The organism is Citrobacter sp. Marseille-Q6884 (assembly GCF_945906775.1).
GTDB lineage: Bacteria > Pseudomonadota > Gammaproteobacteria > Enterobacterales > Enterobacteriaceae > Citrobacter.
In genome coordinates, this window is record NZ_CAMDRE010000001.1 from 1,322,635 (window position 1) to 1,346,428 (window position 23,794).

Here is a 23,794-nt window from a genome sequence, read left to right on the forward strand (position 1 = left end):
CATGAGTGTGATTGCGCAGGCAGGGGCGAAGGGTCGTCAACTGCACAAATTTGGTGGTAGTAGTCTGGCAGACGTGAAATGTTATTTGCGTGTCGCAGGTATTATGGCGGAGTACTCGCAGCCTGACGATATGATGGTTGTTTCCGCCGCGGGCAGTACCACTAACCAGTTGATTAGCTGGCTGAAGTTAAGTCAGACCGACAGGCTCTCTGCGCATCAGGTTCAGCAGACTTTACGCCGCTATCAGAGTGAACTGATTAGCGGCTTGTTACCGCCAGAAGTGGCTGATGAGTTGATTAGCGCGTTTATTCACGATCTGGAACGTCTGGCCGGTTTACTCGACAGTGGTGTGAACGATGCGGTCTACGCCGAAGTCGTAGGGCATGGGGAAGTGTGGTCGGCGCGTCTGATGTCTGCCGTGCTTAACCAGCAGGGACTGGAATCGGCCTGGCTGGATGCGCGTGAGTTTTTGCGTGCTGAACGCGGCGCTCAACCACAGGTTGATGAAGGTCTCTCATACCCATTATTGCAACAGCTGCTGGCGCAGCATCCGGGAAAACGCCTGGTCGTCACCGGGTTTATCAGTCGCAGTAATGAGGGCGAAACGGTACTGCTGGGTCGTAACGGTTCTGACTACTCGGCGACACAGGTCGGTGCGCTGGCGGGTGTTTCTCGTGTGACCATCTGGAGCGACGTTGCCGGGGTTTACAGCGCCGATCCGCGTAAAGTCAAAGATGCCTGTTTGTTGCCGCTGCTGCGTCTTGATGAAGCCAGCGAGCTGGCTCGTCTGGCCGCGCCGGTTCTGCATGCCCGCACCTTACAGCCGGTATCGGGTAGCGATATCGACCTCCAGTTACGCTGTAGTTATACGCCGGAGCAGGGATCGACGCGTATTGAACGCGTGCTCGCTTCCGGTACTGGCGCGCGTATTGTCACCAGTCATGATGATGTCTGCCTGATCGAGTTCCTGGTGCCTAAAGGCCAGGATTTTAAGCAGGCGCATAAAGAAATTGATCAGATTTTAAAACGCAGACAGGTGCGTCCGCTGGCGGTTGGCGTACATCCTGATCGTCAGTTATTGCAATTTTGCTATACCTCAGAAGTCGCCGACAGCGCATTGAAAATTCTGGATGAAGCCGGTTTGCCGGGCGAGCTGCGTTTGCGTCAGGGTCTGGCGCTGGTGGCGATGGTCGGAGCCGGGGTGACGCGTAATCCGCTGCATTGCCACCGTTTCTGGCAGCAGCTGAAAGGCCAGCCGGTCGAGTTTACGTGGCAGTCGGAAGAGGGCATCAGCCTGGTTGCCGTGCTGCGTACCGGGCCGACTGAAAGCCTGATTCAGGGGCTGCACCAGTCTATTTTCCGTGCAGAAAAACGCATTGGCCTGGTGCTGTTCGGTAAGGGAAACATTGGCTCTCGCTGGCTGGAGCTGTTTGCCCGCGAGCAGAGCACACTGTCAGCGCGCACGAGCTGTGAATTCGTACTGGCTGGCGTGGTGGATAGTCGTCGCAGCCTGTTGAACTACGAAGGGCTGGATGCCAGCCGCGCACTGGCCTTTTTCGATGACGAAGCGGTTGAACAGGATGAAGAGTCGCTGTTCCTGTGGATGCGTGCCCATCCGTATGACGACTTAGTGGTCCTGGACGTGACGGCAAGCGAGCAGCTGGCCGATCAGTATCTGGATTTCGCCAGTCACGGTTTTCACGTGATCAGCGCCAACAAACTGGCGGGGGCGAGCACCAGCGATAAGTATCGCCAAATCCACGATGCGTTTGAGAAAACCGGCAGACACTGGCTGTATAACGCCACCGTTGGCGCAGGGTTGCCGATCAACCATACCGTGCGCGATCTGATCGATAGCGGCGATACCATTCTGTCGATCAGCGGGATCTTCTCCGGTACGTTATCCTGGTTGTTCCTGCAATTTGATGGCTCTGTGCCGTTCACCGATCTGGTGGATCAGGCGTGGCAGCAGGGGCTGACGGAGCCCGACCCGCGTGTGGACCTCTCCGGCAAAGACGTGATGCGTAAGCTGGTGATTCTGGCGCGCGAAGCAGGTTACGACATCGAGCCGGATCAGGTTCGTGTGGAGTCGCTGGTGCCCGCACACTGCGAAGAAGGCTCCATTGACCATTTCTTCGAAAATGGTGATGAGCTGAACGAGCAGATGGTACAACGCCTGGAAGCCGCCCGTGAAATGGGGCTGGTGTTGCGCTATGTGGCGCGCTTCGACGCCAACGGCAAAGCGCGCGTTGGGGTTGAAGCTGTCCGTCATGAACACCCGCTGGCGGCGTTGCTGCCGTGCGACAACGTGTTTGCCATTGAAAGCCGCTGGTACCGCGATAACCCGCTGGTGATCCGTGGACCTGGCGCGGGTCGTGATGTGACCGCTGGCGCTATTCAGTCGGACATCAACCGCCTGGCGCAGTTGCTGTAACGCATAAATGTCGTATCCGGCCTGTCGGTCTCGCAGGCCGGATACGATTCGATGACATTGCTACCCTTTCTGTAGAGCGGTTTTTTCACTTTCCTCCCCCAGGCCTTTCTTTTGCTATTGCGTTATCCCGCCGTCAGTCAGTTAAATGAATTTTTTTCATCTTCACTGAGTAATCCTCACCTTTATCGATGATTTTTGTGTTGACGCCCGTCCCCTTTTGCGGCATTTTTACATCTAGACGTCTAAACGTATAGCAGTTCACAACACAACATATAACGACAAAAGATTGATGAGGTAAGGTATGAGCTTTTTTCACGCCAACCAGCGGGAAGCCCTGAATCAGAGCCTGGCAGAAGTACAGGGTCAGATTAATGTTTCGTTCGAGTTTTTCCCGCCGCGCACCAGTGAAATGGAGCAAACCCTGTGGAACTCCATCGATCGCCTGAGCAGCCTGAAGCCAAAGTTTGTTTCTGTGACCTACGGGGCAAACTCTGGTGAGCGTGACCGTACGCACAGCATCATTAAAGGGATTAAGGATCGCACTGGCCTCGAAGCGGCTCCGCATCTGACCTGCATTGATGCGACGCGTGATGAGTTACGCACTATTGCCCAGGATTACTGGAATAACGGTATTCGTCATATTGTCGCTCTGCGCGGCGACCTGCCGCCGGGTGGCGGTAAGCCGGATATGTACGCTTCCGATCTGGTGACGCTGCTGAAAGACGTCGCGGATTTTGATATTTCGGTTGCAGCTTATCCAGAAGTGCATCCAGAGGCGAAAAGCGCCCAGGCTGATTTGCTGAACCTGAAGCGTAAGGTCGATGCCGGTGCGAACCGCGCCATCACCCAGTTTTTCTTTGATGTGGAAAGCTATCTGCGTTTTCGCGATCGCTGCGTATCTGCGGGAATTGACGTGGAGATTATTCCGGGCATCCTGCCAGTTTCCAACTTTAAGCAGGCGAAAAAATTCGCCGATATGACCAATGTTCGCATTCCAGCGTGGATGTCTACAATGTTTGATGGTCTGGATGATGATGCTGAAACCCGCAAACTGGTGGGGGCAAATATCGCCATGGACATGGTGAAAATCTTAAGCCGTGAAGGCGTGAAGGATTTCCATTTTTACACGCTCAATCGTGCCGAAATGAGCTACGCGATTTGTCACACATTGGGTGTCAGACCGTATTAAACAGCTCCCCCAGCCCTCTACGGAGGGCTTTTTATTGATCCTTTTGATCTACATCTCTGTAACTAAAAAAATAAAAGGAATTAGCTATCGAATCTGTGGGTTATTTCGACTATATCTTATCTCTGGTGGTGTATATCGTAGCTAGAACACTGTAAAGGGAGCATATAGATGAGCATGTCAGACGATAGCCATAACGGATCCACAGGCGGTGGATGTCCTTTCCATCAGGGAAGTCGCGATCAGAGTGCGGGAGCAGGAAGGAACAACCGCGACTGGTGGCCGAATCAACTCCGCGTAGATCTTCTTAATCAACATTCCAACCGTTCAAACCCGCTGGGTGAGGACTTCGATTACCGCAAAGAGTTTAGCAAACTCGACTACTCTGCCCTGAAAGGGGATCTCAGAGCCCTTCTGTCCGAATCGCAACCGTGGTGGCCCGCTGACTGGGGCTCCTATGCTGGCTTGTTTATTCGTATGGCATGGCACGGCGCGGGGACCTATCGCTCTATTGATGGACGCGGTGGAGCAGGTCGCGGACAACAGCGTTTTGCACCACTGAACTCCTGGCCAGATAACGTCAGTCTTGATAAAGCACGCCGTCTGTTGTGGCCGATCAAGCAGAAATATGGTCAGAAAATTTCCTGGGCCGACTTGTTTATCCTGGCGGGTAACGTGGCGCTGGAAAACTCCGGCTTCCGTACCTTCGGTTTTGGTGCCGGTCGTGAAGACGTCTGGGAACCGGATCTCGATGTTAACTGGGGCGACGAGAAAGCCTGGCTGACTCACCGTCATCCGGAAGAGCTGGCAAAATCCCCGTTGGGTGCGACCGAAATGGGTCTTATCTATGTGAACCCGGAAGGACCGGATCACAGCGGTGAACCGCTTTCTGCGGCAGCGGCGATTCGCGCTACCTTTGGCAACATGGGTATGGATGACGAAGAAACCGTCGCGTTGATTGGCGGCGGCCACACGCTGGGCAAAACCCACGGTGCCGGACCGACATCGCATGTCGGACCTGATCCAGAATCCGCGCCGATTGAAGCGCAAGGTCTGGGCTGGGCAAGCAGCTTCGGCAGCGGTGCGGGCGCAGACAACATTACCTCTGGTCTGGAAGTTGTCTGGACACAGACGCCGACCCAGTGGAGCAACTATTTCTTCGAAAACCTGTTCAAATATGAGTGGGTGCAGACGCGTAGCCCGGCGGGCGCCATCCAGTTTGAAGCGGTGGATGCGCCAGAAATTATCCCGGATCCGTTTGATCCGTCGAAGAAACGCAAACCGACGATGTTGGTTACCGACCTGACGCTGCGTTTCGATCCGGAATTCGAGAAGATCTCTCGTCGTTTCCTGAACGATCCACAGGCGTTCAACGAAGCGTTCGCGCGTGCCTGGTTTAAACTGACGCATCGGGATATGGGGCCGAAAGCGCGCTATATCGGACCGGAAGTGCCGAAAGAAGATCTGATTTGGCAAGATCCGCTGCCGCATCCGTTCTTCAACCCGAGCGAGGAAGACATCCTGAATCTGAAAGCGACCATTGCCGCTTCCGGGCTTTCCGTGGGTGAGTTGGTCTCGGTGGCATGGGCTTCTGCATCGACCTTCCGCGGCGGTGATAAACGTGGTGGTGCGAACGGTGCGCGTCTGGCGCTTGCCCCGCAACGAAACTGGGACGTTAACGCCACTGCGGCACGCGTTCTGCCTGTTCTGGAAGGCATTTATAAATCTGCCCATACCGCGTCGTTGGCCGATATTATCGTTCTGGCCGGTGTCGTGGGTATTGAACAAGCGGCAAGCGCGGCGGGTGTGAGTATCACGGTTCCTTTTGCTCCAGGCCGTGTGGATGCACGTCAGGATCAAACCGATATTGAAATGTTTGCACTGCTTGAGCCGATTGCGGATGGTTTCCGTAACTATCGTGCCCGACTTGACGTATCAACCACCGAGTCGCTGCTGATTGATAAAGCGCAACAGCTGACGCTGACCGCACCGGAATTGACCGTGCTGGTAGGCGGCATGCGCGTACTGGGTACCAACTTTGATGGTAGTCAGCACGGCGTCTTTACCGACCGTCCTGGCGTGCTCAGCAATGACTTCTTCGTCAATCTGCTGGATATGCGTCACGAATGGAAAGCCACTGACGAATCGAACGAGCTGTTTGAAGGTCGCGATCGCCTGAACGGTGACGTGAAATACACAGCAACTCGCGCCGATCTGGTATTTGGCTCTAACTCTGTCCTGCGCGCCCTGGCGGAAGTTTATGCCAGCAGCGATGCTCACGAGAAATTCGTGAAAGACTTTGTCGCTGCATGGGTCAAAGTGATGAACCTGGACCGTTTCGATCTGCAATAATCTCAACGGCTAACACTTCAGCGGCTGCTTCCCGGCAGTCGCTGAAGTTTTTTTTGAGGCGTATAGTGAACAAAGGAAAGGTCACTCTACGGGATTTATCATGTCTGCCTCAGGAAAGAGCAACCCACTGGCCGTCAGTGGTCTTCTCATTCTCACGCTTATCTGGAGTTACAGCTGGATCTTCATGAAGCAAGTCACGAGCTATATTGGCGCGTTTGACTTCACTTCCCTGCGCTGTATTTTCGGCACCCTCGTCTTATTTCTTGTTTTGCTCCTGCGTGGTCGTGGGTTACGCCCGACGCCGTTTAAATTTACCCTGGCGATAGCGTTATTACAGACCTGCGGCATGATCGGTCTGGCGCAGTGGGCGCTGGTCAGCGGTGGGGCGGGGAAAGTCGCCATCCTCACCTATACCATGCCGTTCTGGGTCGTGATTCTGGCGGCGCTATTTCTGGGGGAACGGTTTCGACGCATGCAATATGCGGCAATCGGCATTGCTGCCATCGGACTGGTGCTGGTGATGCAGCCGTGGCAGCTTGATTTCACTTCGATGAAAAGCGCGCTGCTGGCGATCCTTTCCGGTGTGAGCTGGGGGGCGAGCGCAATTGTTGCCAAGCGAATGTACGCTCGTCATCCGGGGATTGATTTGCTCTCGCTCACGGCGTGGCAGATGCTGTATGCCGCGCTGGTCATGAGTGTCGTGGCCTGGTGGGTGCCTCAACCGAAAGTTGACTGGCAGCCTATTGTCTTTTGGGCGCTGGCCTATAGCGCCATTCTGGCCACCGCGCTGGCATGGAGCCTGTGGTTGTTTGTGCTGAAAAATCTGCCTGCAAGTATTGCCAGTTTAAGTACGCTGGCGGTACCGGTGTGCGGTGTACTGTTTTCCTGGTGGCTGCTTGGTGAAAATCCCGGGCCCATTGAAGGCGGCGGCATTGTGCTGATTGTACTGGCGTTGGCGCTTGTGAGCCGGAAAACACAGGCGGATGGAAAAATGAGGCGACAGGCAGGGCATTCAAAATAACTCCCGACCTGAGCCGGGAGACTTCGTCAGATTTTATTCCCACTCTTGCAGATAACGCTGGCCGTACTGGTCAGCCACCAGCAGGGCGGCATACACCTGATCCGGTGTCGCACCGCCCGGCATGTTGTGAATGGTTTCGCCTTCGGCACAGGCAGCCTCAGCAACAATGCGCATCTTCGCCGGAATATCCTGTTTAATATCCAGCTGCGCTAAGGTGATTGGCAAGCCAACGGAATGGCACAACGCCGCAGCGGTTTCAATTTCCTCTACCGGTGCGTTCTCAAGCACCAGTTGCGTCAGCGTACCGAAAGCCACTTTCTCTCCATGATAGTAGTGATGTGCATCCGGGATGGCGGTCAAACCGTTGTGAATGGCATGTGCAGCAGCCAGACCGCCGCTCTCAAAGCCAACGCCGCTCAGATAGGTATTGGCTTCAATGACGCGTTCCAGTGCCGGAGTGACCACATGCTGCTCGGCAGCCAGCATGGCTTTCTCACCCTCTTCAAGGAGCGTGTTATAGCACAACTCCGCCAGCGCCAGTGCAGCCTGAGTACACTGTCCACCCGCCATGGTGGTTGCGCCGCTGCGTGAACAGGCGCGCGCTTCGAACCAGGTCGCCAGCGCATCGCCGATACCGGCTGCTAACAGTCGTGCCGGTGCGCCAGCCACAATTTTGGTATCAACGATGACTCTGTCCGGGTTATTCGGAAGCAGCAGATAGCGATCGAATTCGCCGGTATCGGTGTAAATGACGGACAGCGCGCTGCATGGCGCATCGGTAGAGGCGATGGTCGGTGCAATCGCGACCGGGACACCCATAAAGTGCGCCAGCGCTTTGGCGGTATCCAGTGTTTTACCGCCACCGATGCCGAGTACGGCTCCACACTGCGCTTTTTCCGCAACGCCGCGCAGGCGGTCGATCTCATTTTGTGAACATTCACCGCCGAACGGCGCAATTTCCAATGCCAGTTCTGCATCTTTGAAGCTTTTTTCGAGTGCAGGCTGCGCGAATCCTAAAACAAATTTGTCTCCGACGACCAGCCAGCGTTCAGCCAGTGGTTTGAGGTAGCTGCCAAGACGGGTAATGACATCTGCACCCTGGATGTACTTACCCGGTGATTGAATTATGCGATCCATACATATCTCCCTTACAGGTTGTGATGACCAAATGCGTTTTTCCAGTCTTGCTCAAACTTCTCTATTGCTGACTCTACCGCAGGGGTATTGAGCATTTGTTGAGCTACATCTAATGGCAGGGTAATTGCCTCGCATCCGGTCAGTAAGCAGTCCAGCGCCTGACGTGGTGTTTTAAAACTGGCAGCCAGCACCTTGCTGCTGGGCGCATGCAGCTCCAGCAACGTTTGTAACTCCTGCACCGTGCGGATACCGTCGCCGCCCTGAGCGTCGATGCGATTAACATACGGTGCGATATATTTTGCTCCCGCCAGCGCGGCCATTAACCCCTGCGCTGCGCTGTAAACGGCGGTACCTAATGTTGTAATGCCTTCTTTTTTCAATTGCTTGATGGCCGCCAGTCCTTCAGACGTGACCGGGATTTTCACCACGATATCCGGCAACGCATGACTCAGGCGCCTGGCTTCTTCCACCATGCCACTCGCATCCCGGCTCATGGTTTGGGCAAACAGAATGCCATTATCGCCAAGGGCCTTTTGCAGGCGTGGCAGCACCTCCCAGATAGATACTTTACTTGCCGCCACAATGCTCGGGTTGGTGGTGACGCCCGAGATGGGGAAAATACGGGACAGGCGTTCGACTTCCGCCACGTTGGCGGTATCCAGATACAGTTCCATAGCAATAAATACCCTCTTAAAGTTCGAGTTCGTGTTGCAGCAGGCTGGCAATCGCCTCGGCAGATGCGGCGTTTACCAGTGCGTTGCGGAATTCTTCGTGCATAATGCGGCGCGCCAGGCGTGAGAAAATACGCATATGCTGGTCGCCAGCGGCGTGTTTGTTGAGCGTCAGCATGATGATGAATTGCGCATCGTCATCGCCCCAGCGTACTGGCGCTTTCAGGCGTGCGACGCTAATCGTGGATTGCTCGATATGTTCAGATTTACTGTGTGGAATGGCGAAGCTAAAGCCCAGCCCGGTAGAGAACACCGCTTCACGCGCCCACAGATCGGCTTCCAGCTTGCGCGGATAGCGACAACGGCTCGCCAGTAGCAGGTTGTCGGTCATCCCTTTAATCACTTCTTCTTTGCTGCGCCAGTCGCTATCCAGAGTTATGCACTGTGCAGTAACCAGCGGGGCGTCCTGTTGAGCCATGCGAAACTGAGCCAACAGGTGTTCCACTTCCAGAGAGGTACGACAGGCCATCGCCTGATTCAGTAACTGACGGCAGGCACGGCTGTCGAGTTGTGCCATCCGTGCTTTGGCGGCAGGAATGGATGGCGCACTCATGCTGATCTCATCTAATCCCAGGCCAATCAGGAGTGGCAGCACCGACCCTTTCGCGCCAAGTTCTCCGCACAGGCCAATCCACTTACCCTGGCAATGTACCGCCTGTACCGCGAAATCCAGTGCGCGCAGGAAGGCTGGATTGAGGCTGTTGTAGTGGCGCGTGACTTTGGCGTTGTCACGATCGACCGCCAGCAGATACTGGGTCAGGTCGTTACTTCCGATGCTAAAGAAATCAATCTCTTCGCAGCACTGATCAATAATGAACATCACAGAGGGGACTTCCAGCATGATACCGAACGGGATCTTCTCATCAAACGGGATGTGTTCATTACGCAGTTGCTGTTTGGCTTCCGCCAGTTTCTCTTTGACCCACAGGATCTCTTCCATGGAAGAGATCATCGGGATCATGATTTTCAGACTACCGTGTGCAGAGGCCCGAAGGATCGCACGGAGCTGTGTAATGAACAGCGAAACGTACTCTTCATAAATACGGACGGCACGATAGCCGAGGAACGGGTTCGTTTCGGCAGGAATATTCAGGTAGCCAACCGGCTTATCGCCGCCGATATCCATGGTGCGCACAATGATGCTGCGTCCTTGTGCGGATTCCAGAGCGTGACAAAAGATGTTGTACAGTTCGTTCTCACCCGGGGCGCTGGTTCGGTCCATATACAGCATTTCTGTACGGAACAGGCCGACAGCTTCTGCGCCATTGCCAAAAGCTGCCTGTGCTTCCACGGAATGGGCAATGTTGGCAGCCACTTCCATTCGTATGCCATCTGCAGTGCGGGCTTCCTGAGTCAGCCAGATACGCTGTTGCTCGCGTAAGGCATCCTGGACACGGGCTTCCTGCTGATAATAGCGGACGACGGATTCATCCGGTGCGACGACGACAGCGCCTGCATTGCCGTCGATATAGGCCGTTTGCTGTTGCCACGGCGTTAAGGCCTCAATGTCCACCCCCACCAGCGTAGGAATGTTGAATGAACGGGCAAGGATAACCGTATGGGAAGTCGTGCCGCCGCTTTTTAACAGCAAACCTTTAAGGAACGTTTTATCCAGTTCGAGGAACTGGCTGGGTGTGAGTTCATCAGCCATGCAAATAGCCGATTGCTTGAGTTTGCCCGGCGCCGGGAAGCGTTGTTCACCATAAATGTGCTGCAGGAGCTGGAAGCAGACATCGCGTACATCCAGCGCTCGTTCTTGTAAATAGCTGCTGCTGGAGCGGGAGAACTCATCGCAAAAGTGGTTGGCGCTTTCGACAATGGCCTGGGCGCAACTTAAGCCACGCGCAACGCCGGCCAACAAATGCTGACGTAAGGACGTGTCACTCGCCAGTGAACGATGTGCCTCCAGAATCGCGCGGGTGGCGCCATCGCTGTCGAGCAGACGGAACTCAATATTCTTCATCAACAGCGTTAAGCCGTTATCGAGCATGGATTGCTCGGCTTCTTCATCGTTGGCGGCAGGGAGATCGCTGAGTGCGTTGAGATCCAGTGAAGAGAGAAGCGTCAGAATGCCGCCTGCGCTGCCGTTGCAAACGGTTCTGGCACGGAAAAGCTGAGGATTAAGGTTTGTCAGTGAAGCAGGAAGTGGTTCCAGTTCACTGTTTTTGACCTCCGCCATTGGGGCGTCGCAGTGAGGGAATTCATCGCGTATCCACTGGCTTAATCGCTGGTGAGCTGCCTGTTCGTCTGCACCGGATATCAGTAATTGACAGCGGTCATCTGCCAGCGTGTCGGTACCAATGAGGGCCAGGGCGCTTTTGGCATTGCCCTTTCGGTCGGTGCGCAGATTGTGCCACTCAATGTGCGAGGTGAAGCTGTTGCACAGCGTTTCAACGTGGCTTGCCGGACGGGCGTGTACGCCATTGGGTAACTCACAGGTAAATTCCACAATCAGGGCCATAGCCTCTCTCCCATAACGATTTCTGGCTACAGAATAAAAGGGCAATACCTGAGCCTGCCATGTGACAAATCTGCCAAAAGCTGGACAAATGTAATGTAACTGCCAAAGTGGGAGCTCCCTCACAAGTCGTGATTCATTCCATGATTCCCGAGATGCAGTAAGTTATGAGGCGGATCGCATTTTTGTACTGACATTACAAAAATCCAGTAAATGGCCTTTTTATCCACTGTCTGCGCCGCATCGGATTGCCTATTGTTTTTCGCATCAACATTATGGATATGGGCCTCAAGCAGCCCGGGAGCGACGTATGAAAGAGTTGGTGCAGATCCTGAAAAACACCCGTCAGCATCTGATGACCGGTGTTTCGCATATGATCCCCTTTGTCGTAGCGGGCGGAATTTTACTGGCGGTCTCCGTCATGCTGTATGGCAAGGGGGCGGTACCGGATGCGGCGACCGATCCCAATCTCAAGAAGTTCTTCGACATTGGCGTTGCGGGTCTAACCCTGATGGTGCCTTTTCTCGCGGCGTACATTGGGTACTCCATCGCCGAGCGCTCTGCGTTGGCGCCTTGTGCGATTGGCGCCTGGGTCGGCAATAGCTTTGGCGCCGGGTTTTTTGGTGCGCTGATTTCCGGGATCATTGGCGGTATTGTGGTGCACTATCTGAAGAAGATTCCGGTGCATAAGGTGTTGCGCTCGGTCATGCCCATCTTCGTTATTCCTATTGTCGGTACCTTTATTACTGCGGGCGTCATGATGTGGGGACTGGGTGAACCGGTCGGCGCATTAACCGCCAATTTGACCCAATGGCTGCAGGGGATGCAGCAGGGCAGCATCATTCTGCTGGCGGTCATTATGGGGCTGATGCTGGCTTTTGATATGGGTGGGCCGATCAATAAGGTTGCCTACGCCTTCATGCTGATTTGCGTTGCGCAGGGCGTTTATACCGTGGTGGCGATAGCCGCTGTGGGAATCTGTGTTCCACCGCTGGGCTTAGGGCTCGCGACGTTAATGAGCCGCAAAAATTTCTCTTCTGAAGAGCGCGAAGCGGGTAAAGCCGCACTGGTGATGGGGTGTGTTGGCGTGACGGAAGGTGCGATTCCTTTTGCCGCCGCAGACCCACTGCGCGTCATCCCATCCATTATGATCGGCTCGACCTGTGGTGCGGTAACGGCTGCGCTGTTTGGCGCGCAGTGTTATGCCGGTTGGGGAGGCTTAATCGTACTGCCCGTTGTGGAAGGAAAACTGGGCTATATCGCAGCTGTCGCGGTTGGGGCTGTGGTAACGGCGGTCTGCGTTAACGTGCTGAAAAGTCTGGCGCGGAAGAAAGTGTCTCCGGTTGACGAGAAAGAAGACGACCTGGATTTGGATTTTGAAATGAATTAAGTGAGGAATGAGCCATGACGAAGATTATCGCAGTAACAGCCTGTCCTTCTGGAGTTGCACACACCTATATGGCCGCCGAAGCGCTGGAGAGCGCAGCTAAGGCCAAGGGGTGGGATGTAAAAGTTGAGACACAGGGCTCAATTGGTCTGGAAAACGAACTGACCGCAGCAGATGTGGCGGATGCAGATATGGTCATTCTGACCAAAGATATCGGCATCAAGTTTGAGGAGCGTTTTGCGGGGAAAACCATAGTCCGCGTCAACATCAGCGACGCGGTAAAACGCGCCGACGCCATCATGAACAAGATTGGCGCACATCTGGCGCAAACCGCGTAACGTTTTTTGCCGGATAGCGGCTTCGTCTTATCTGACCTACGGGGCCGCGTCCTCTGTAGGTCGGATAAACGTAGTGCCATCAGGCGCACGTATTCCCACAGGAGTTCCTCATGACCAACCGTATCCAACGTCTCAAAACAGCGCTGTTTCAACATCCCCGTGAAATCTCACTTGAGCGTGCGCAGCTGTATACCGCCAGCCATCAACAGACGGAGGGGGAACCGGTTATTTTGCGTCGGGCTAAAGCTACCGCGTATATCCTTGAGCATGTTGAAATCTCGATTCGTGATGAGGAACTGATTGCAGGGAACCGCACCGTCAAGCCGCGAGCGGGCATTATGTCGCCGGAAATGGATCCGTATTGGCTGCTCAAGGAACTGGATCAGTTCCCGACGCGCCCGCAGGATCGTTTTGATATCAGTGAAGAAGATAAGCGCCTCTATCGCGAGGTGTTATTTCCCTATTGGGAAAAACGCTCGATGAAAGATTTCATCAACGGTCAGATGACCGATGAGGTGAAAGCGGCCGTCAGCACCCAGATTTTTAGCGTTAACCAAACGGATAAAGGGCAGGGGCATATCATCATTGATTATCCGCACCTGCTGAACCACGGGTTGGGTGAACTGGTGTCGCAAATGCGCGCGCATTGTCAGCAGAAGCCGGATAACGCTTTTTATCAGGCGGCATTATTGCTGCTGGAGGCCTCGCAACGCCACATTCAACGTTATGCCATACTGGCTGAGAAAATGGCAGAAAGCTGTGCGGATGCGCATCGTCGTCAAGAGCTACTCACTATTGCCGCTCATTCTCGTCATAACATGCAGCATAAGCCGCAGACCTTCTGGCAGGCGTGCCAGCTGTTCTGGTACATGAATATCATTTTGCAGTATGAATCCAATGCCAGCTCGCTCTCTTTGGGACGTTTTGACCAGTATATGCTGCCGTTCTACCAGGCATCGCTGACGCAGGGAGAAGATCCCGCTTTCTTGAAGGAACTGCTCGAATCACTGTGGGTAAAATGCAATGACATTGTGCTGCTGCGCTCAACCAGTAGCGCGCGCTACTTCGCCGGATTCCCAACGGGTTACACCGCACTGCTTGGTGGATTGACGGAGGGCGGTCGCAGTGCGGTAAATGTGCTCTCTTTCCTCTGCCTGGACGCCTATCAGAGTGTGCAACTGCCGCAGCCAAATCTCGGGGTTCGCACTAACGCGTTAATTGATACGCCATTCCTGATGAAAACGGCGGAAACTATCCGTCTGGGCACGGGTATTCCCCAGATCTTTAACGACGAGGTGGTGGTGCCTGCTTTCCTGAACCGCGGGGTCTCGCTGGAAGATGCGCGAGATTACGCGGTAGTAGGATGTGTGGAGTTGTCGATTCCGGGAAGAACCTACGGTTTGCACGATATCGCCATGTTTAACCTGCTAAAAGTGATGGAAATTAGCCTGTACGAGAATGAGGGTAACCGCGAACTGACGTTTGACGGTCTGCTGTTGCACATTCGGGTCAAAATCAGCCACTACATTACCCTGATGGTGGAAGGGAGTAATATTTGCGATATCGGTCATCGTGATTGGGCGCCGGTGCCGCTGCTCTCATCGTTTATCAGCGATTGTCTGGATAAAGGCTGTGATATCACCGATGGCGGGGCGCGTTACAACTTCTCCGGTGTACAAGGGATAGGCATTGCCAACCTGAGTGACTCTCTGCATGCGCTTAACGGACTGGTATTCGAGCAGCAGCGCGTCAGTTTCGACGAATTATTATCGGTACTGAAGCGTAATTTCGCGACACCCGAAGGCGAGAAAATTCGCGCCAGGCTGATTAATCGTTTTGAGAAATACGGTAATGATATTGATGATGTGGATAACATCAGCGCTGAACTGTTGCGCCATTATTGTAAAGAGGTCGAAAAATACCGGAACCCGCGCGGTGGGCAATTTACACCGGGTTCATATACCGTATCTGCACACGTACCGCTGGGGTCGGTAGTAGGGGCGACACCGGACGGGCGTTATGCCGGAGAGCAACTGGCGGATGGCGGCTTATCACCGATGCTCGGGCAGGATCTGCAAGGGCCGACGGCCGTGCTGAAATCAGTCAGTAAACTGGATAACACTCTGCTTTCGAATGGCACACTTTTGAACGTGAAGTTCACACCCGCCACGCTGGAAGGTGAAGCCGGTTTACGTAAGCTTGCCGATTTTCTGCGCGCGTTTACTCAGCTCAAACTGCAGCATATCCAGTTTAACGTGGTGAATGCCGATACGTTGCGGGAAGCTCAGCAGCGTCCGCAGGATTTCGCCGGGCTGGTGGTTCGCGTGGCGGGATACAGCGCCTTCTTTGTCGAGCTGTCGAAGGAAATTCAGGATGACATCATTCGCCGTACCGCGCATCAATTGTAAGGTTGTGGATACCCCAGGCGAGGAGGTCGCGCGCATTTTCAATATTCAGCGTTATTCGCTGAATGACGGGCAGGGGATCCGCACAGTCGTTTTTTTTAAAGGCTGTCCGCACACTTGCCCGTGGTGCGCTAACCCTGAATCGATTTCCCCGCGTATTGAAACCGTACGGCGCGAGAGTAAATGCCTGCATTGCGCACCGTGTTTGCGTGATGCGGATGAATGCCCTTCAGGCGCCTTCGAACGTATTGGCCGTGATATTACCCTTGATGCGCTGGAACGTGAGGTGATGAAGGATGATATTTTCTTTCGTACCTCCGGCGGCGGCGTGACGCTCTCGGGTGGTGAAGTGTTGATGCAGGCACCTTTCGCGACCCGGTTTTTACAGCGTCTGCGGCGTAACGGTGTTCAGTGTGCTATTGAAACAGCAGGGGATGCTCCTGCCAGCCGTCTGTTGCCGCTGGCAATGTTATGCGATGAAGTTCTCTTCGATCTTAAAATTATGGATGAGCGCCAGGCTTGCGAGGTGGTGAATATGAATCTGTCGCGCGTTCTGGAAAATTTACAGCTATTAGTCCATGAGGGGATCAATGTGATCCCCCGACTGCCGCTGATTCCGGGCTTTACGCTTGGCATGACGAACATGCAGCGCGCGCTGACCTTATTGTCATCATTAGATATTAAGCAGGTACATCTGCTACCGTTTCATCAGTACGGCGAACCGAAGTATCGCCTGCTTGGGCAGTCGTGGGCGATGAAGGATGTACCCGCCCCGTCCGCGCAAGAGGTGGCGGCATTGCGTAAGATGGCGGAAGACGCTGGATTTCAGGTAACCGTAGGGGGTTGATATGGCTGTCGCATCTGTTCGATATCTGGTTGCAGTGACCGCTTGCGTCAGCGGCGTCGCCCATACCTATATGGCTGCCGAGCGGCTGGAAAAACTCTGTCAGCAGGAGAAGTGGAATATCAAGATTGAAACGCAAGGGGCGTTGGGGACAGAGAATCGCCTGACGGAAGACGATATTAGTCGCGCTGATGTGGTCTTGCTGATTACCGATATTGAGCTGGCGGGCGCTGAGCGATTCACGCAAAGTCGCTATGTTCAGTCAGGAATTAGCGCCTTTCTGCGCGACCCTCAGCGGGTGATGAGTGCCGTGCGTAAAGTCCTTTCGGCACCGCAGCATACCCATCTTATTCTGAACTGACTTTCTTGTCTGTTAACTGGCTGTGATATTGCCGGCGATACTCTGATGGTGAACGTTCTGTATTTTTACGAAACAGGCGGCAGAAGTAATTGCTGTCAACAAATCCGCAGGTGTGCGCCACTTCTTTGACCTTCAGGTCGTAACCCTTCAGCAACGTTTTTGCGTGCTCCAGCCGGGTATGGTTCAGGTATTCGTTAAACCCAATGGCTCCTGTTTTCTGGAACAGATGCGAAAGGTAATTTGGGGAGATGTAGAACGCCTGGGCCACAGATTCCCGAGTGAGCGGCGAGGCGTAATGCTCGTCAATATAGTCACGAATGGCTTCAAAAAGCGCCTGGCTGCGTGATGCCGTCTGGATCTGACTTCCCAACAGATCACGGCAATGGCTGAGTAGACTGGCAACGATCAGTCTGGCCGTTTGCTGTTCCTGAGGTTGCATCTGCATTTCATTGAGTGTTTGCAGTAGAAAAGATCCGATACGCGGCCCGCGTCGTGCGACGTGCTGCTTCGTGAGGTTTTGATACTGCTTGCCATCCCACTGCACGACGCTGAAACCCAGTTGCTGTTTGCCAAACAGAATACTGAGAGTGGTGACCGGTGTTTGCCATTGTGGGAAGTTCCAGCCACCAGCAGGGATATACAGAACATCATAAGGCGTTAACGTAGCGGATGTGCCGGCAATACTGCTATCGGAGAACTCGCCCTCCAACACAATCTCCAGTCGTGGAAAATCAACCTGGTATGCCAGTCCCGGCGTCGGGCCGCTGTTGCTGGCAAAGTAGACCTGACTCAGCGGTGTCGTGCCGTTAATAAGACGAGAGAGAAGGTGGCTGACGTCGTGGTACATGTTAATCCCTTGCAGATCGCAGACAGGGAAACAGTAACGTTGATGATAAAAAAAGGCCACCCTAAAAGAGTGGCCCATTGCGGCAAATTATTACTGATTCCCGACCTGATCGCCGTATGGCAGAGTATCGTAATCAATCAGGGCGTTTTTCTTGTACGGATTGCCAATCCAGCGGGTCGTTTCTTTAAACTGCGGGCTGGTAATGGCGCGAGTCGGATCGAACCCATCGTAAGTAAGGCCCGCTAAATCAGACCAGGTGTGGATAAGCTCTGAGCTGCTGTACTTACGATTGACGTCCTGGGAGAAATCCCGGGGATGCGCAGCTTGCCATTTCTCAGAGGTCCACAGCAGGAAAGGCACCGTATACATATGACGCGTTGGGTTGTCTTCATTACGACCCTGGGTTTTATGTGGCGGCGTGTCATAGACCTCTTCGCCGTGATCCGAGAAGTACAGCAGGAAGCCGTTCGGGTCGGTGGCTTTATAGTCGTTGATCAGGCTGGCGACGATATGGTCATTGTAGACATTCGCGCTGTCGTAATCGTTGTATGACTCCAGTTCATCATTGCTCAGGCCTGCAGGGACGTTGTCGATATTATTATCGAATTTCCCCTGACCATCTGGATAACGGAATTTGTACTTAATATGCGTACCCAGCAGGTGAACGATGATGAACTTTTTCGGCGCAGGGTCGGCCAGCACTTCTTTAAACGGCGCCAGGACGTTGCTGTCATATTCTCGCGCACTTTGGGTACGCTGCTGGTTCATATAGAACTGCTTATCCGTCTGTTTCGAAAACACGGTCAGCATGGTATTACGGGCGGTCATCGTTTGCTGATTGGTGATCCAGAAGGTCTTGTAACCGGCCTGTTTCATCATGTTCATCAGTGACGGCTGCGTCAGGTACAAATCCGGGTTTTTCTCGTTGGCGAAGGTTAGCGCCTGCTGCAGGATTTCAATGGTGTACGGACGTGAAGTCACGACATTATTGAACACCGTGAAGTTAGGATCGGATTTATGCAGTGCGTCCAGTTCAGGCGTCGTTTCGCGCGGATATCCATACAGACTCATGCGTCCACGCTGAGTTGACTCGCCAATAACCAGAATCAGCGTGCGCGGCGCATCACCAGAGTTATCTTTAAAGTTAGCCAGCGGCGGCAGCGCATTGTTTTCATTTAGCAGGCTATTTAGTGAAGTCAGTTGCTGACGATACTGATAATACCCAGAAATAAATTGCCATGGTGCGGCAGGCTCCATACGTGAAGCCAGGCCGTCCAGTGTTTTTTCGAAGGGTTTGTCTTTAATTAACGTATTAACGGCAAACGGATGCAGAATCAAACCGTATAACAGTGCAAACGACACCAGAAAACGCCAGGGCGACGGAATATGAACAGGGCGCAGACGCGTCCATAGCAAAATCGCCATTGCTGTATACGCCAGCGCGATTAACACAATTTTCAGGCTGAAATATTGGCTCAGATATTCGCTGGCTTCGTTTGCATTGGTCTCAAACATCACGTACAGAACGCTCTGTGAGAACTCTTGCCCATAGATGACGTAATAACTCAGCGCGGCCAGCGAGGCGGCCCACAGTATTACGCCAATGACAGCGGCAATAATGCGAATACGGTTTGGAAATAAGAATACCGGGATCAACCACAGCGAACTGAATAATAACGAATCGCGTAAACCGGTAGACCCGCTGTAACCGCTGAAATAGATAGTGGCCTGTAATAATGAGGAAAAAAACCAAAAATAGAGGAGAGCCCAACCCAGGGCTTTCCAGCTAAACACGGGTTTAGACTGGAGTTTTAAGGATTGCATAATGTGAGCCTGTCTTTAATCGTAGCGCCAAGATTAGCGACTAAACCTTAAGGAGAACTGAAGCATCGCGATGTTAGTATCGCGTTATTGCTTTTTGGTTATTCACGCGGTGAATAAGTGCAGGCGGGATATTATTGAAAATGAAACGGTTATGACAGCGGTTTTTAATGTCACCCCCAAACATTGGCATGGGGGTGACGGAGGGCGGTGAGTATTAGCCTGTATTACGCATACCGGCCGCGACGCCTGCGATGGTGACCATTAGCGCCTGTTCGACACGCGGGTCGGGTGCTTCGCCTTGCTCCTCAGCCAGGCGCGAACGATGTAAAAGTTCAGCCTGTAAGACGTTCAGCGGGTCAGTATAAATATTCCTGAGCTGAATTGACTCGGCAATCCACGGCAGATCGGCCATCAGATGGGAATCATTGGCGATCGCCAGCACCACATTGATGTCGTCTGCCAGACGGTTACGTAGCTCTTCACCCAGCGGCCACAGCTCTTTTTTGACCAGGCGCTGATCGTAGTATTCTGCCAGCCACAGGTCCGCTTTTGAGAACACCATTTCCAGCATACCAAGGCGTGTAGAGAAGAAAGGCCAGTCGCGGCACATCGCTTCCAGTTCGCTTTGTTTACCATCTTCGACCACTTTTTGCAGCGCAGTGCCCGCACCCAGCCAGGCCGGGAGCATCAGGCGGTTCTGCGTCCAGGCAAAAATCCACGGAATGGCACGTAGAGACTCTACCCCGCCAGTTGGACGACGTTTTGCCGGACGTGAACCGAGGGGTAATTTACCCAGTTCCTGCTCTGGCGTTGCGGAGCGGAAATAGGGGACAAAATCTTTGTTTTCACGTACATATCCGCGGTACAGATCGCAGGAGATGGCTGAAAGCTCGTCCATGATATGACGCCAGTCATCTTTCGGCTCCGGCGGAGGCAACAGGTTGGCTTCCAGGATCGCGCCAGTGTAGAGCGACAGACTGCTGATGGTGACTTCCGGCAGACCGTATTTGAAGCGGATCATTTCACCTTGCTCAGTCACGCGCAGCCCGCCTTTCAGGCTGCCTGGCGGTTGAGAGAGCAGCGCCGCATGAGCAGGCGCGCCGCCGCGACCAATAGAGCCGCCGCGACCGTGGAACAGCGTCAGTTCAATGCCGGCTTTTTCACAGGTTTTGATCAACGCGTCCTGTGCCTGATATTGCGCCCAGGAGGCCGCCATCACGCCCGCATCTTTCGCCGAGTCAGAGTAGCCAATCATGACCATCTGTTTGCCCTGAATAAAGCCGCGATACCAGTCGATATTCAGTAACTGGCTCATGACGTCATCGGCATTGTTCAGATCGTCCAGCGTTTCAAACAGCGGCGCAACCGGCATGGCAAAGCCTATTCCGGCTTCCTTCAGCAACAGGTGAACGGCCAGAACGTCCGACGGCGTTTTCGCCATTGAGATGACGTAAGCGGCAATAGAACCGTAAGGCGCTTCGGCAATGACCCGGCAGGTATCGAGCACTTCACGGGTATCGTTGCTTGGCTCCCAGTTGCGCGGTAAAAGCGGGCGCTTGGAGTTTAGTTCGCGGATCAGGAACGCTTGTTTATCCGCTTCTGACCAGTTTTCGTAATCGCCAATGCCCAGATAACGGGTCAGTTCTCCCAGCGCTTCGGTATGGCGGGTACTTTCCTGACGAATATCAATACGTACCAGCGGTACGCCGAAACATTTCACGCGACGCAGGGTGTCGAGCAGTTCGCCATTGGCGATAATGCCCATGCCACAGGCCTGTAGAGACTGATAACACGCGTACAGCGGTTCCCATAGCTGCTCGTTTTGGGTCAGCAGGCCAGCGGGTTTCGGTAATTTTTCGCCTTTCAGACGAGCTTCCAGCCAGGCCTGGGTCGCCATCAGACGTGAGCGCAGGGTTTTCATCAGGTAGCGGTAAGGTTCTGCCGCACCTTCTTCGCCAACCATCGCCATCAGTTCCGGCGTGGCATCAACCATCGACAGCTCAGAAATCAGAATATGGATATCTTTCAGGAACAGGTCGGTGGCTTTCCAGCGACTGAGCAGCAATACGTGGCGGGTGATATCCGCGGTGACGTTTGGGTTACCGTCACGGTCACCGCCCATCCAGGAAGTAAACCGGACCGGTACAAAATCGACCGGCAGCTTGTAACCCAGATGTTCTTCCAGCTGTTCGTTAAGTTCGCGCAGATAGTTAGGCACGCCTTCCCACAGGCTGTTTTCAACGACCGCGAAGCCCCATTTGGCTTCATCAACCGGGCTGGGACGTAATTTACGGATCTCGTCCGTATGCCAGGATTGGGCAATTAATTGACGCAGGCGGCGCATCAGTTGATTACGTTCGTAATCGACAATGTCTTTGTTATCCAGCTGCTTGAGGCAGGCATTAACCTCACCCATTTTATGGATCAGCGTACGGCGGGTGATTTCGGTCGGGTGTGCAGTGAGCACCAGCTCCAGAGACAGCGCTTCCACGGCTTTCTTGATGGTGGCTTCGTCGAGGTTGGGCTGGGCTTTCAGTTTACGCAGGGTGCGGGCAATCACTTCCGGGTTGCTGGCAGCTTCGCCTTTTGGCGAAATGCTGTGGTATTGCTCGGCGGTATTGGCCAGATTCAGGAACTGGCTAAACGCGCGGGCAACTGGCAGCAGCTCGTCGTTAGACAGATTCTGTAGCGTGGTGAGCAACTCCTGGCGGTTCGCTTCATTGCCAGCGCGAGATGATTTAGACAGCTTACGGATTGTTTCTACGCGATCAAGAATGTTCTCTCCCAGCGCATCCTTGATGGTCTCTCCCAGCACTTTGCCGAGCATACTGACATTACTACGCAACGCGGAATATTGTTCGTTCATATTAACCCAGACACCCCATCTTTATTTGTAAAGGTCCTGTATCTTTCGCGCCACAGCGGCGTTGGCTGCACTTGCTCAACCTGGTCACTGACTGATGTCAGCGTTCTGGATGGGGTCGTTTGCCGCCTTGCGGTGACGTGAAATCTTTCGGACTTTGCTTTTTAGCCGTCTTTTATAAAGCCACGTAAAACACCTGACGTCAATTGCGGCGAAATCGGTTCAGCAAACGAAAAAATGGCGGGAATTTACGTTATTTAATTCATATCGAATCAAATAAGCATTTCTTATGGAAATGTTAAATTCTCACCCGCAATAACACCAAAGGCTTATGCGGGTGAGAGGAAGATTAATGCCAGCAAAAATGGTGCACAACCTGGGTGATCAATTCACGGGTTGGCTTAATAAAACGTGTTTCCAGATATTCATCTGGCTGATGTGCCTGATTAATAGAACCCGGTCCCAGTACCAGCGTCGGGCAAAGCGTCTGGATAAACGGCGCTTCGGTACAGTAGTTAACGACTTCCGTTTGGGTGCCCAACAGTTTCTCAACCACTTCCACCAGTTGATGGTCTGGAGGGCACTCATAGCCAGGGATGGGCGGGTGCAGTTCTGAAACGGTCAGACGACCCGGCCAGCGTTCGCTGACCGGTGCCAGCGCATCGTTAAGTAATCCATTCAGATCGTTCAGCGTCATACCGGGCAGCGGGCGAATGTCCATATGCAGTTCGCAGCAGGCGCAGATACGGTTGGCGGCATCACCCCCGTGAATGTGGCCCAGATTTAATGTCGGGTAAGGAACGGTAAACGCGTCATAGTGATAGCGATCTTTCAGGTCATCACGCAGCTTCATGATGTGACCGATGGCATCGTGCATCAGCTCAATCGCGTTCACACCGCGCGCCGGATCGCTTGAGTGACCCGATTGTCCCAGAATGCGTATCGCGTTAGAAATATGGCCTTTGTGCGCACGAACCGGCTGCAGGGACGTAGGTTCGCCAATGATGGCGCAGTCAGGGCGCAATGCAGTGGTTTCAGAGAAATAGCGCGCACCTGCCATGCTGGTCTCTTCATCGGCGGTCGCCAGAATGTAGAGCGGCTTTTTTAGTTTCGCGATCTCCACATCCCGTAGCGCATCAAGGATAAAGGCGAAGAAGCCTTTCATGTCTGCCGTGCCCAGACCGTAAAGCTTATTGTCATGTTCGGTCAGCGTGAAGGGGTCGCACGTCCAGCGCCCGTCGTCAAACGGTACGGTATCCGTATGACCCGCCAACAGAAGGCCGCCTGCGCCGTGTCCGGCACTGGCCAGCATGTTGAATTTATTGCGCGTACCGGGAACCGGTTGAACCTCAACGTTGAAGCCTAAATCTTTGAACCAGCCCGCCAGCAGAGTGATTAAACCTGCATTGCTTTGATCGAGCGCTTCTTCGGTGGCGCTAATCGACGGTGTGGCGATCAAAGCGCGGTAAATCTCGATAAATGGCGGTAAATTGTTTTTCATTGTTGACACACCTCGGGTCATGATAGTATCAATATTCATGCATTATTAGTGAATAAAAATACAATAACGTTGAGCGTAATAAAACCCACCAAGTGTAAGGTGAGG

16 protein-coding genes are annotated in these 23,794 nt (G+C 53.7%); 9 read left to right on the forward strand and 7 right to left on the reverse strand.

Going from position 1 to position 23,794, the window contains the following annotated elements:
- Position 1: 1 nt before the first annotated feature.
- The 4 genes from metL (at position 2) to N7268_RS06355 (ending at position 6,993) form a co-directional block, all read left to right on the forward strand.
- Positions 2 to 2,434: a bifunctional aspartate kinase/homoserine dehydrogenase II gene (metL, locus tag N7268_RS06340; RefSeq protein WP_260862156.1), complete on the forward strand. Its 2,433-nt coding sequence runs from the start codon at positions 2 to 4 to the stop codon at positions 2,432 to 2,434.
- Positions 2,435 to 2,735: 301 nt separating this feature from the next.
- Positions 2,736 to 3,623, forward strand: coding sequence for a methylenetetrahydrofolate reductase (metF, locus tag N7268_RS06345; protein WP_198907338.1), 888 nt, complete (start codon positions 2,736 to 2,738; stop codon positions 3,621 to 3,623).
- Between the two features lie 168 nt (positions 3,624 to 3,791).
- Positions 3,792 to 5,972, forward strand: coding sequence for a catalase/peroxidase HPI (gene katG, locus N7268_RS06350; RefSeq protein WP_260862157.1), 2,181 nt, complete (start codon positions 3,792 to 3,794; stop codon positions 5,970 to 5,972).
- A 100-nt stretch (positions 5,973 to 6,072) separates the two neighbouring features.
- Positions 6,073 to 6,993: a DMT family transporter gene (locus N7268_RS06355; RefSeq protein WP_260862158.1), complete on the forward strand. Its 921-nt coding sequence runs from the start codon at positions 6,073 to 6,075 to the stop codon at positions 6,991 to 6,993.
- Positions 6,994 to 7,026: 33 nt separating this feature from the next.
- Here the strand turns inward: N7268_RS06355 and gldA are convergent, their stop codons facing one another.
- Genes gldA through ptsP form a run of 3 tightly spaced genes read right to left on the reverse strand, consistent with a single transcriptional unit; the run spans position 7,027 to position 11,322 of the window.
- Entirely contained in the window at positions 7,027 to 8,130 is a 1,104-nt protein-coding gene (gene gldA, locus N7268_RS06360) for a glycerol dehydrogenase (RefSeq protein ID WP_198907341.1), read from the reverse strand.
- An 11-nt stretch (positions 8,131 to 8,141) separates the two neighbouring features.
- The gene (gene fsa, locus N7268_RS06365) at positions 8,142 to 8,804 is read right to left on the reverse strand and encodes a fructose-6-phosphate aldolase (RefSeq protein WP_260862159.1); all 663 of its coding nucleotides are present in this window, start codon (positions 8,802 to 8,804) and stop codon (positions 8,142 to 8,144) included.
- 16 nt (positions 8,805 to 8,820) lie between these two features.
- A complete protein-coding gene (gene ptsP, locus N7268_RS06370; protein WP_260862160.1) occupies positions 8,821 to 11,322 on the reverse strand; it encodes a phosphoenolpyruvate--protein phosphotransferase in 2,502 nt (833 codons plus the stop codon).
- Positions 11,323 to 11,629: 307 nt separating this feature from the next.
- On the opposite strand from ptsP, the gene N7268_RS06375 reads away from it, so the two are divergent.
- From N7268_RS06375 to N7268_RS06395, 5 genes are all read left to right on the forward strand, one after another.
- Positions 11,630 to 12,709, forward strand: coding sequence for a PTS fructose transporter subunit EIIC (locus N7268_RS06375; RefSeq protein WP_260862161.1), 1,080 nt, complete (start codon positions 11,630 to 11,632; stop codon positions 12,707 to 12,709).
- Between the two features lie 14 nt (positions 12,710 to 12,723).
- Complete coding sequence (locus tag N7268_RS06380) at positions 12,724 to 13,044, forward strand: PTS fructose-like transporter subunit IIB (protein WP_198907345.1); 321 nt, start codon at positions 12,724 to 12,726, stop codon at positions 13,042 to 13,044.
- A gap of 110 nt (positions 13,045 to 13,154) precedes the next feature.
- Positions 13,155 to 15,452, forward strand: a complete 2,298-nt coding sequence (locus tag N7268_RS06385) for a formate C-acetyltransferase (protein ID WP_260862162.1) — start codon at positions 13,155 to 13,157, stop codon at positions 15,450 to 15,452.
- Positions 15,418 to 16,296 carry a [formate-C-acetyltransferase]-activating enzyme gene (locus N7268_RS06390; protein WP_260862163.1) on the forward strand — a complete coding sequence of 293 codons (879 nt, stop codon included), beginning with the start codon at positions 15,418 to 15,420 and terminating at the stop codon, positions 16,294 to 16,296. Before N7268_RS06385 ends, N7268_RS06390 begins: the two co-directional genes overlap by 35 nt.
- A 1-nt stretch (position 16,297) precedes the next feature.
- Positions 16,298 to 16,654 carry a PTS fructose-like transporter subunit IIB gene (locus N7268_RS06395; protein WP_198907348.1) on the forward strand — a complete coding sequence of 119 codons (357 nt, stop codon included), beginning with the start codon at positions 16,298 to 16,300 and terminating at the stop codon, positions 16,652 to 16,654.
- On the opposite strand, the gene N7268_RS06400 is transcribed toward N7268_RS06395, so the two are convergent.
- From N7268_RS06400 to argE, 4 genes are all read right to left on the reverse strand, one after another.
- Positions 16,641 to 17,501, reverse strand: a complete 861-nt coding sequence (locus N7268_RS06400) for an AraC family transcriptional regulator (protein ID WP_260862164.1) — start codon at positions 17,499 to 17,501, stop codon at positions 16,641 to 16,643. The genes N7268_RS06395 and N7268_RS06400 overlap by 14 nt on opposite strands.
- A 90-nt stretch (positions 17,502 to 17,591) precedes the next feature.
- Positions 17,592 to 19,325: a phosphoethanolamine transferase CptA gene (locus N7268_RS06405; protein ID WP_260862165.1), complete on the reverse strand. Its 1,734-nt coding sequence runs from the start codon at positions 19,323 to 19,325 to the stop codon at positions 17,592 to 17,594.
- A 214-nt stretch (positions 19,326 to 19,539) separates the two neighbouring features.
- Complete coding sequence (gene ppc, locus N7268_RS06410; RefSeq protein ID WP_260862166.1) at positions 19,540 to 22,191, reverse strand: phosphoenolpyruvate carboxylase; 2,652 nt, start codon at positions 22,189 to 22,191, stop codon at positions 19,540 to 19,542.
- Positions 22,192 to 22,537: 346 nt separating this feature from the next.
- Positions 22,538 to 23,689 (reverse strand): acetylornithine deacetylase, encoded by a 1,152-nt coding sequence (gene argE / locus N7268_RS06415; RefSeq protein WP_260862167.1) that lies wholly within the window; start codon positions 23,687 to 23,689, stop codon positions 22,538 to 22,540.
- Positions 23,690 to 23,794 lie beyond the last annotated feature (105 nt).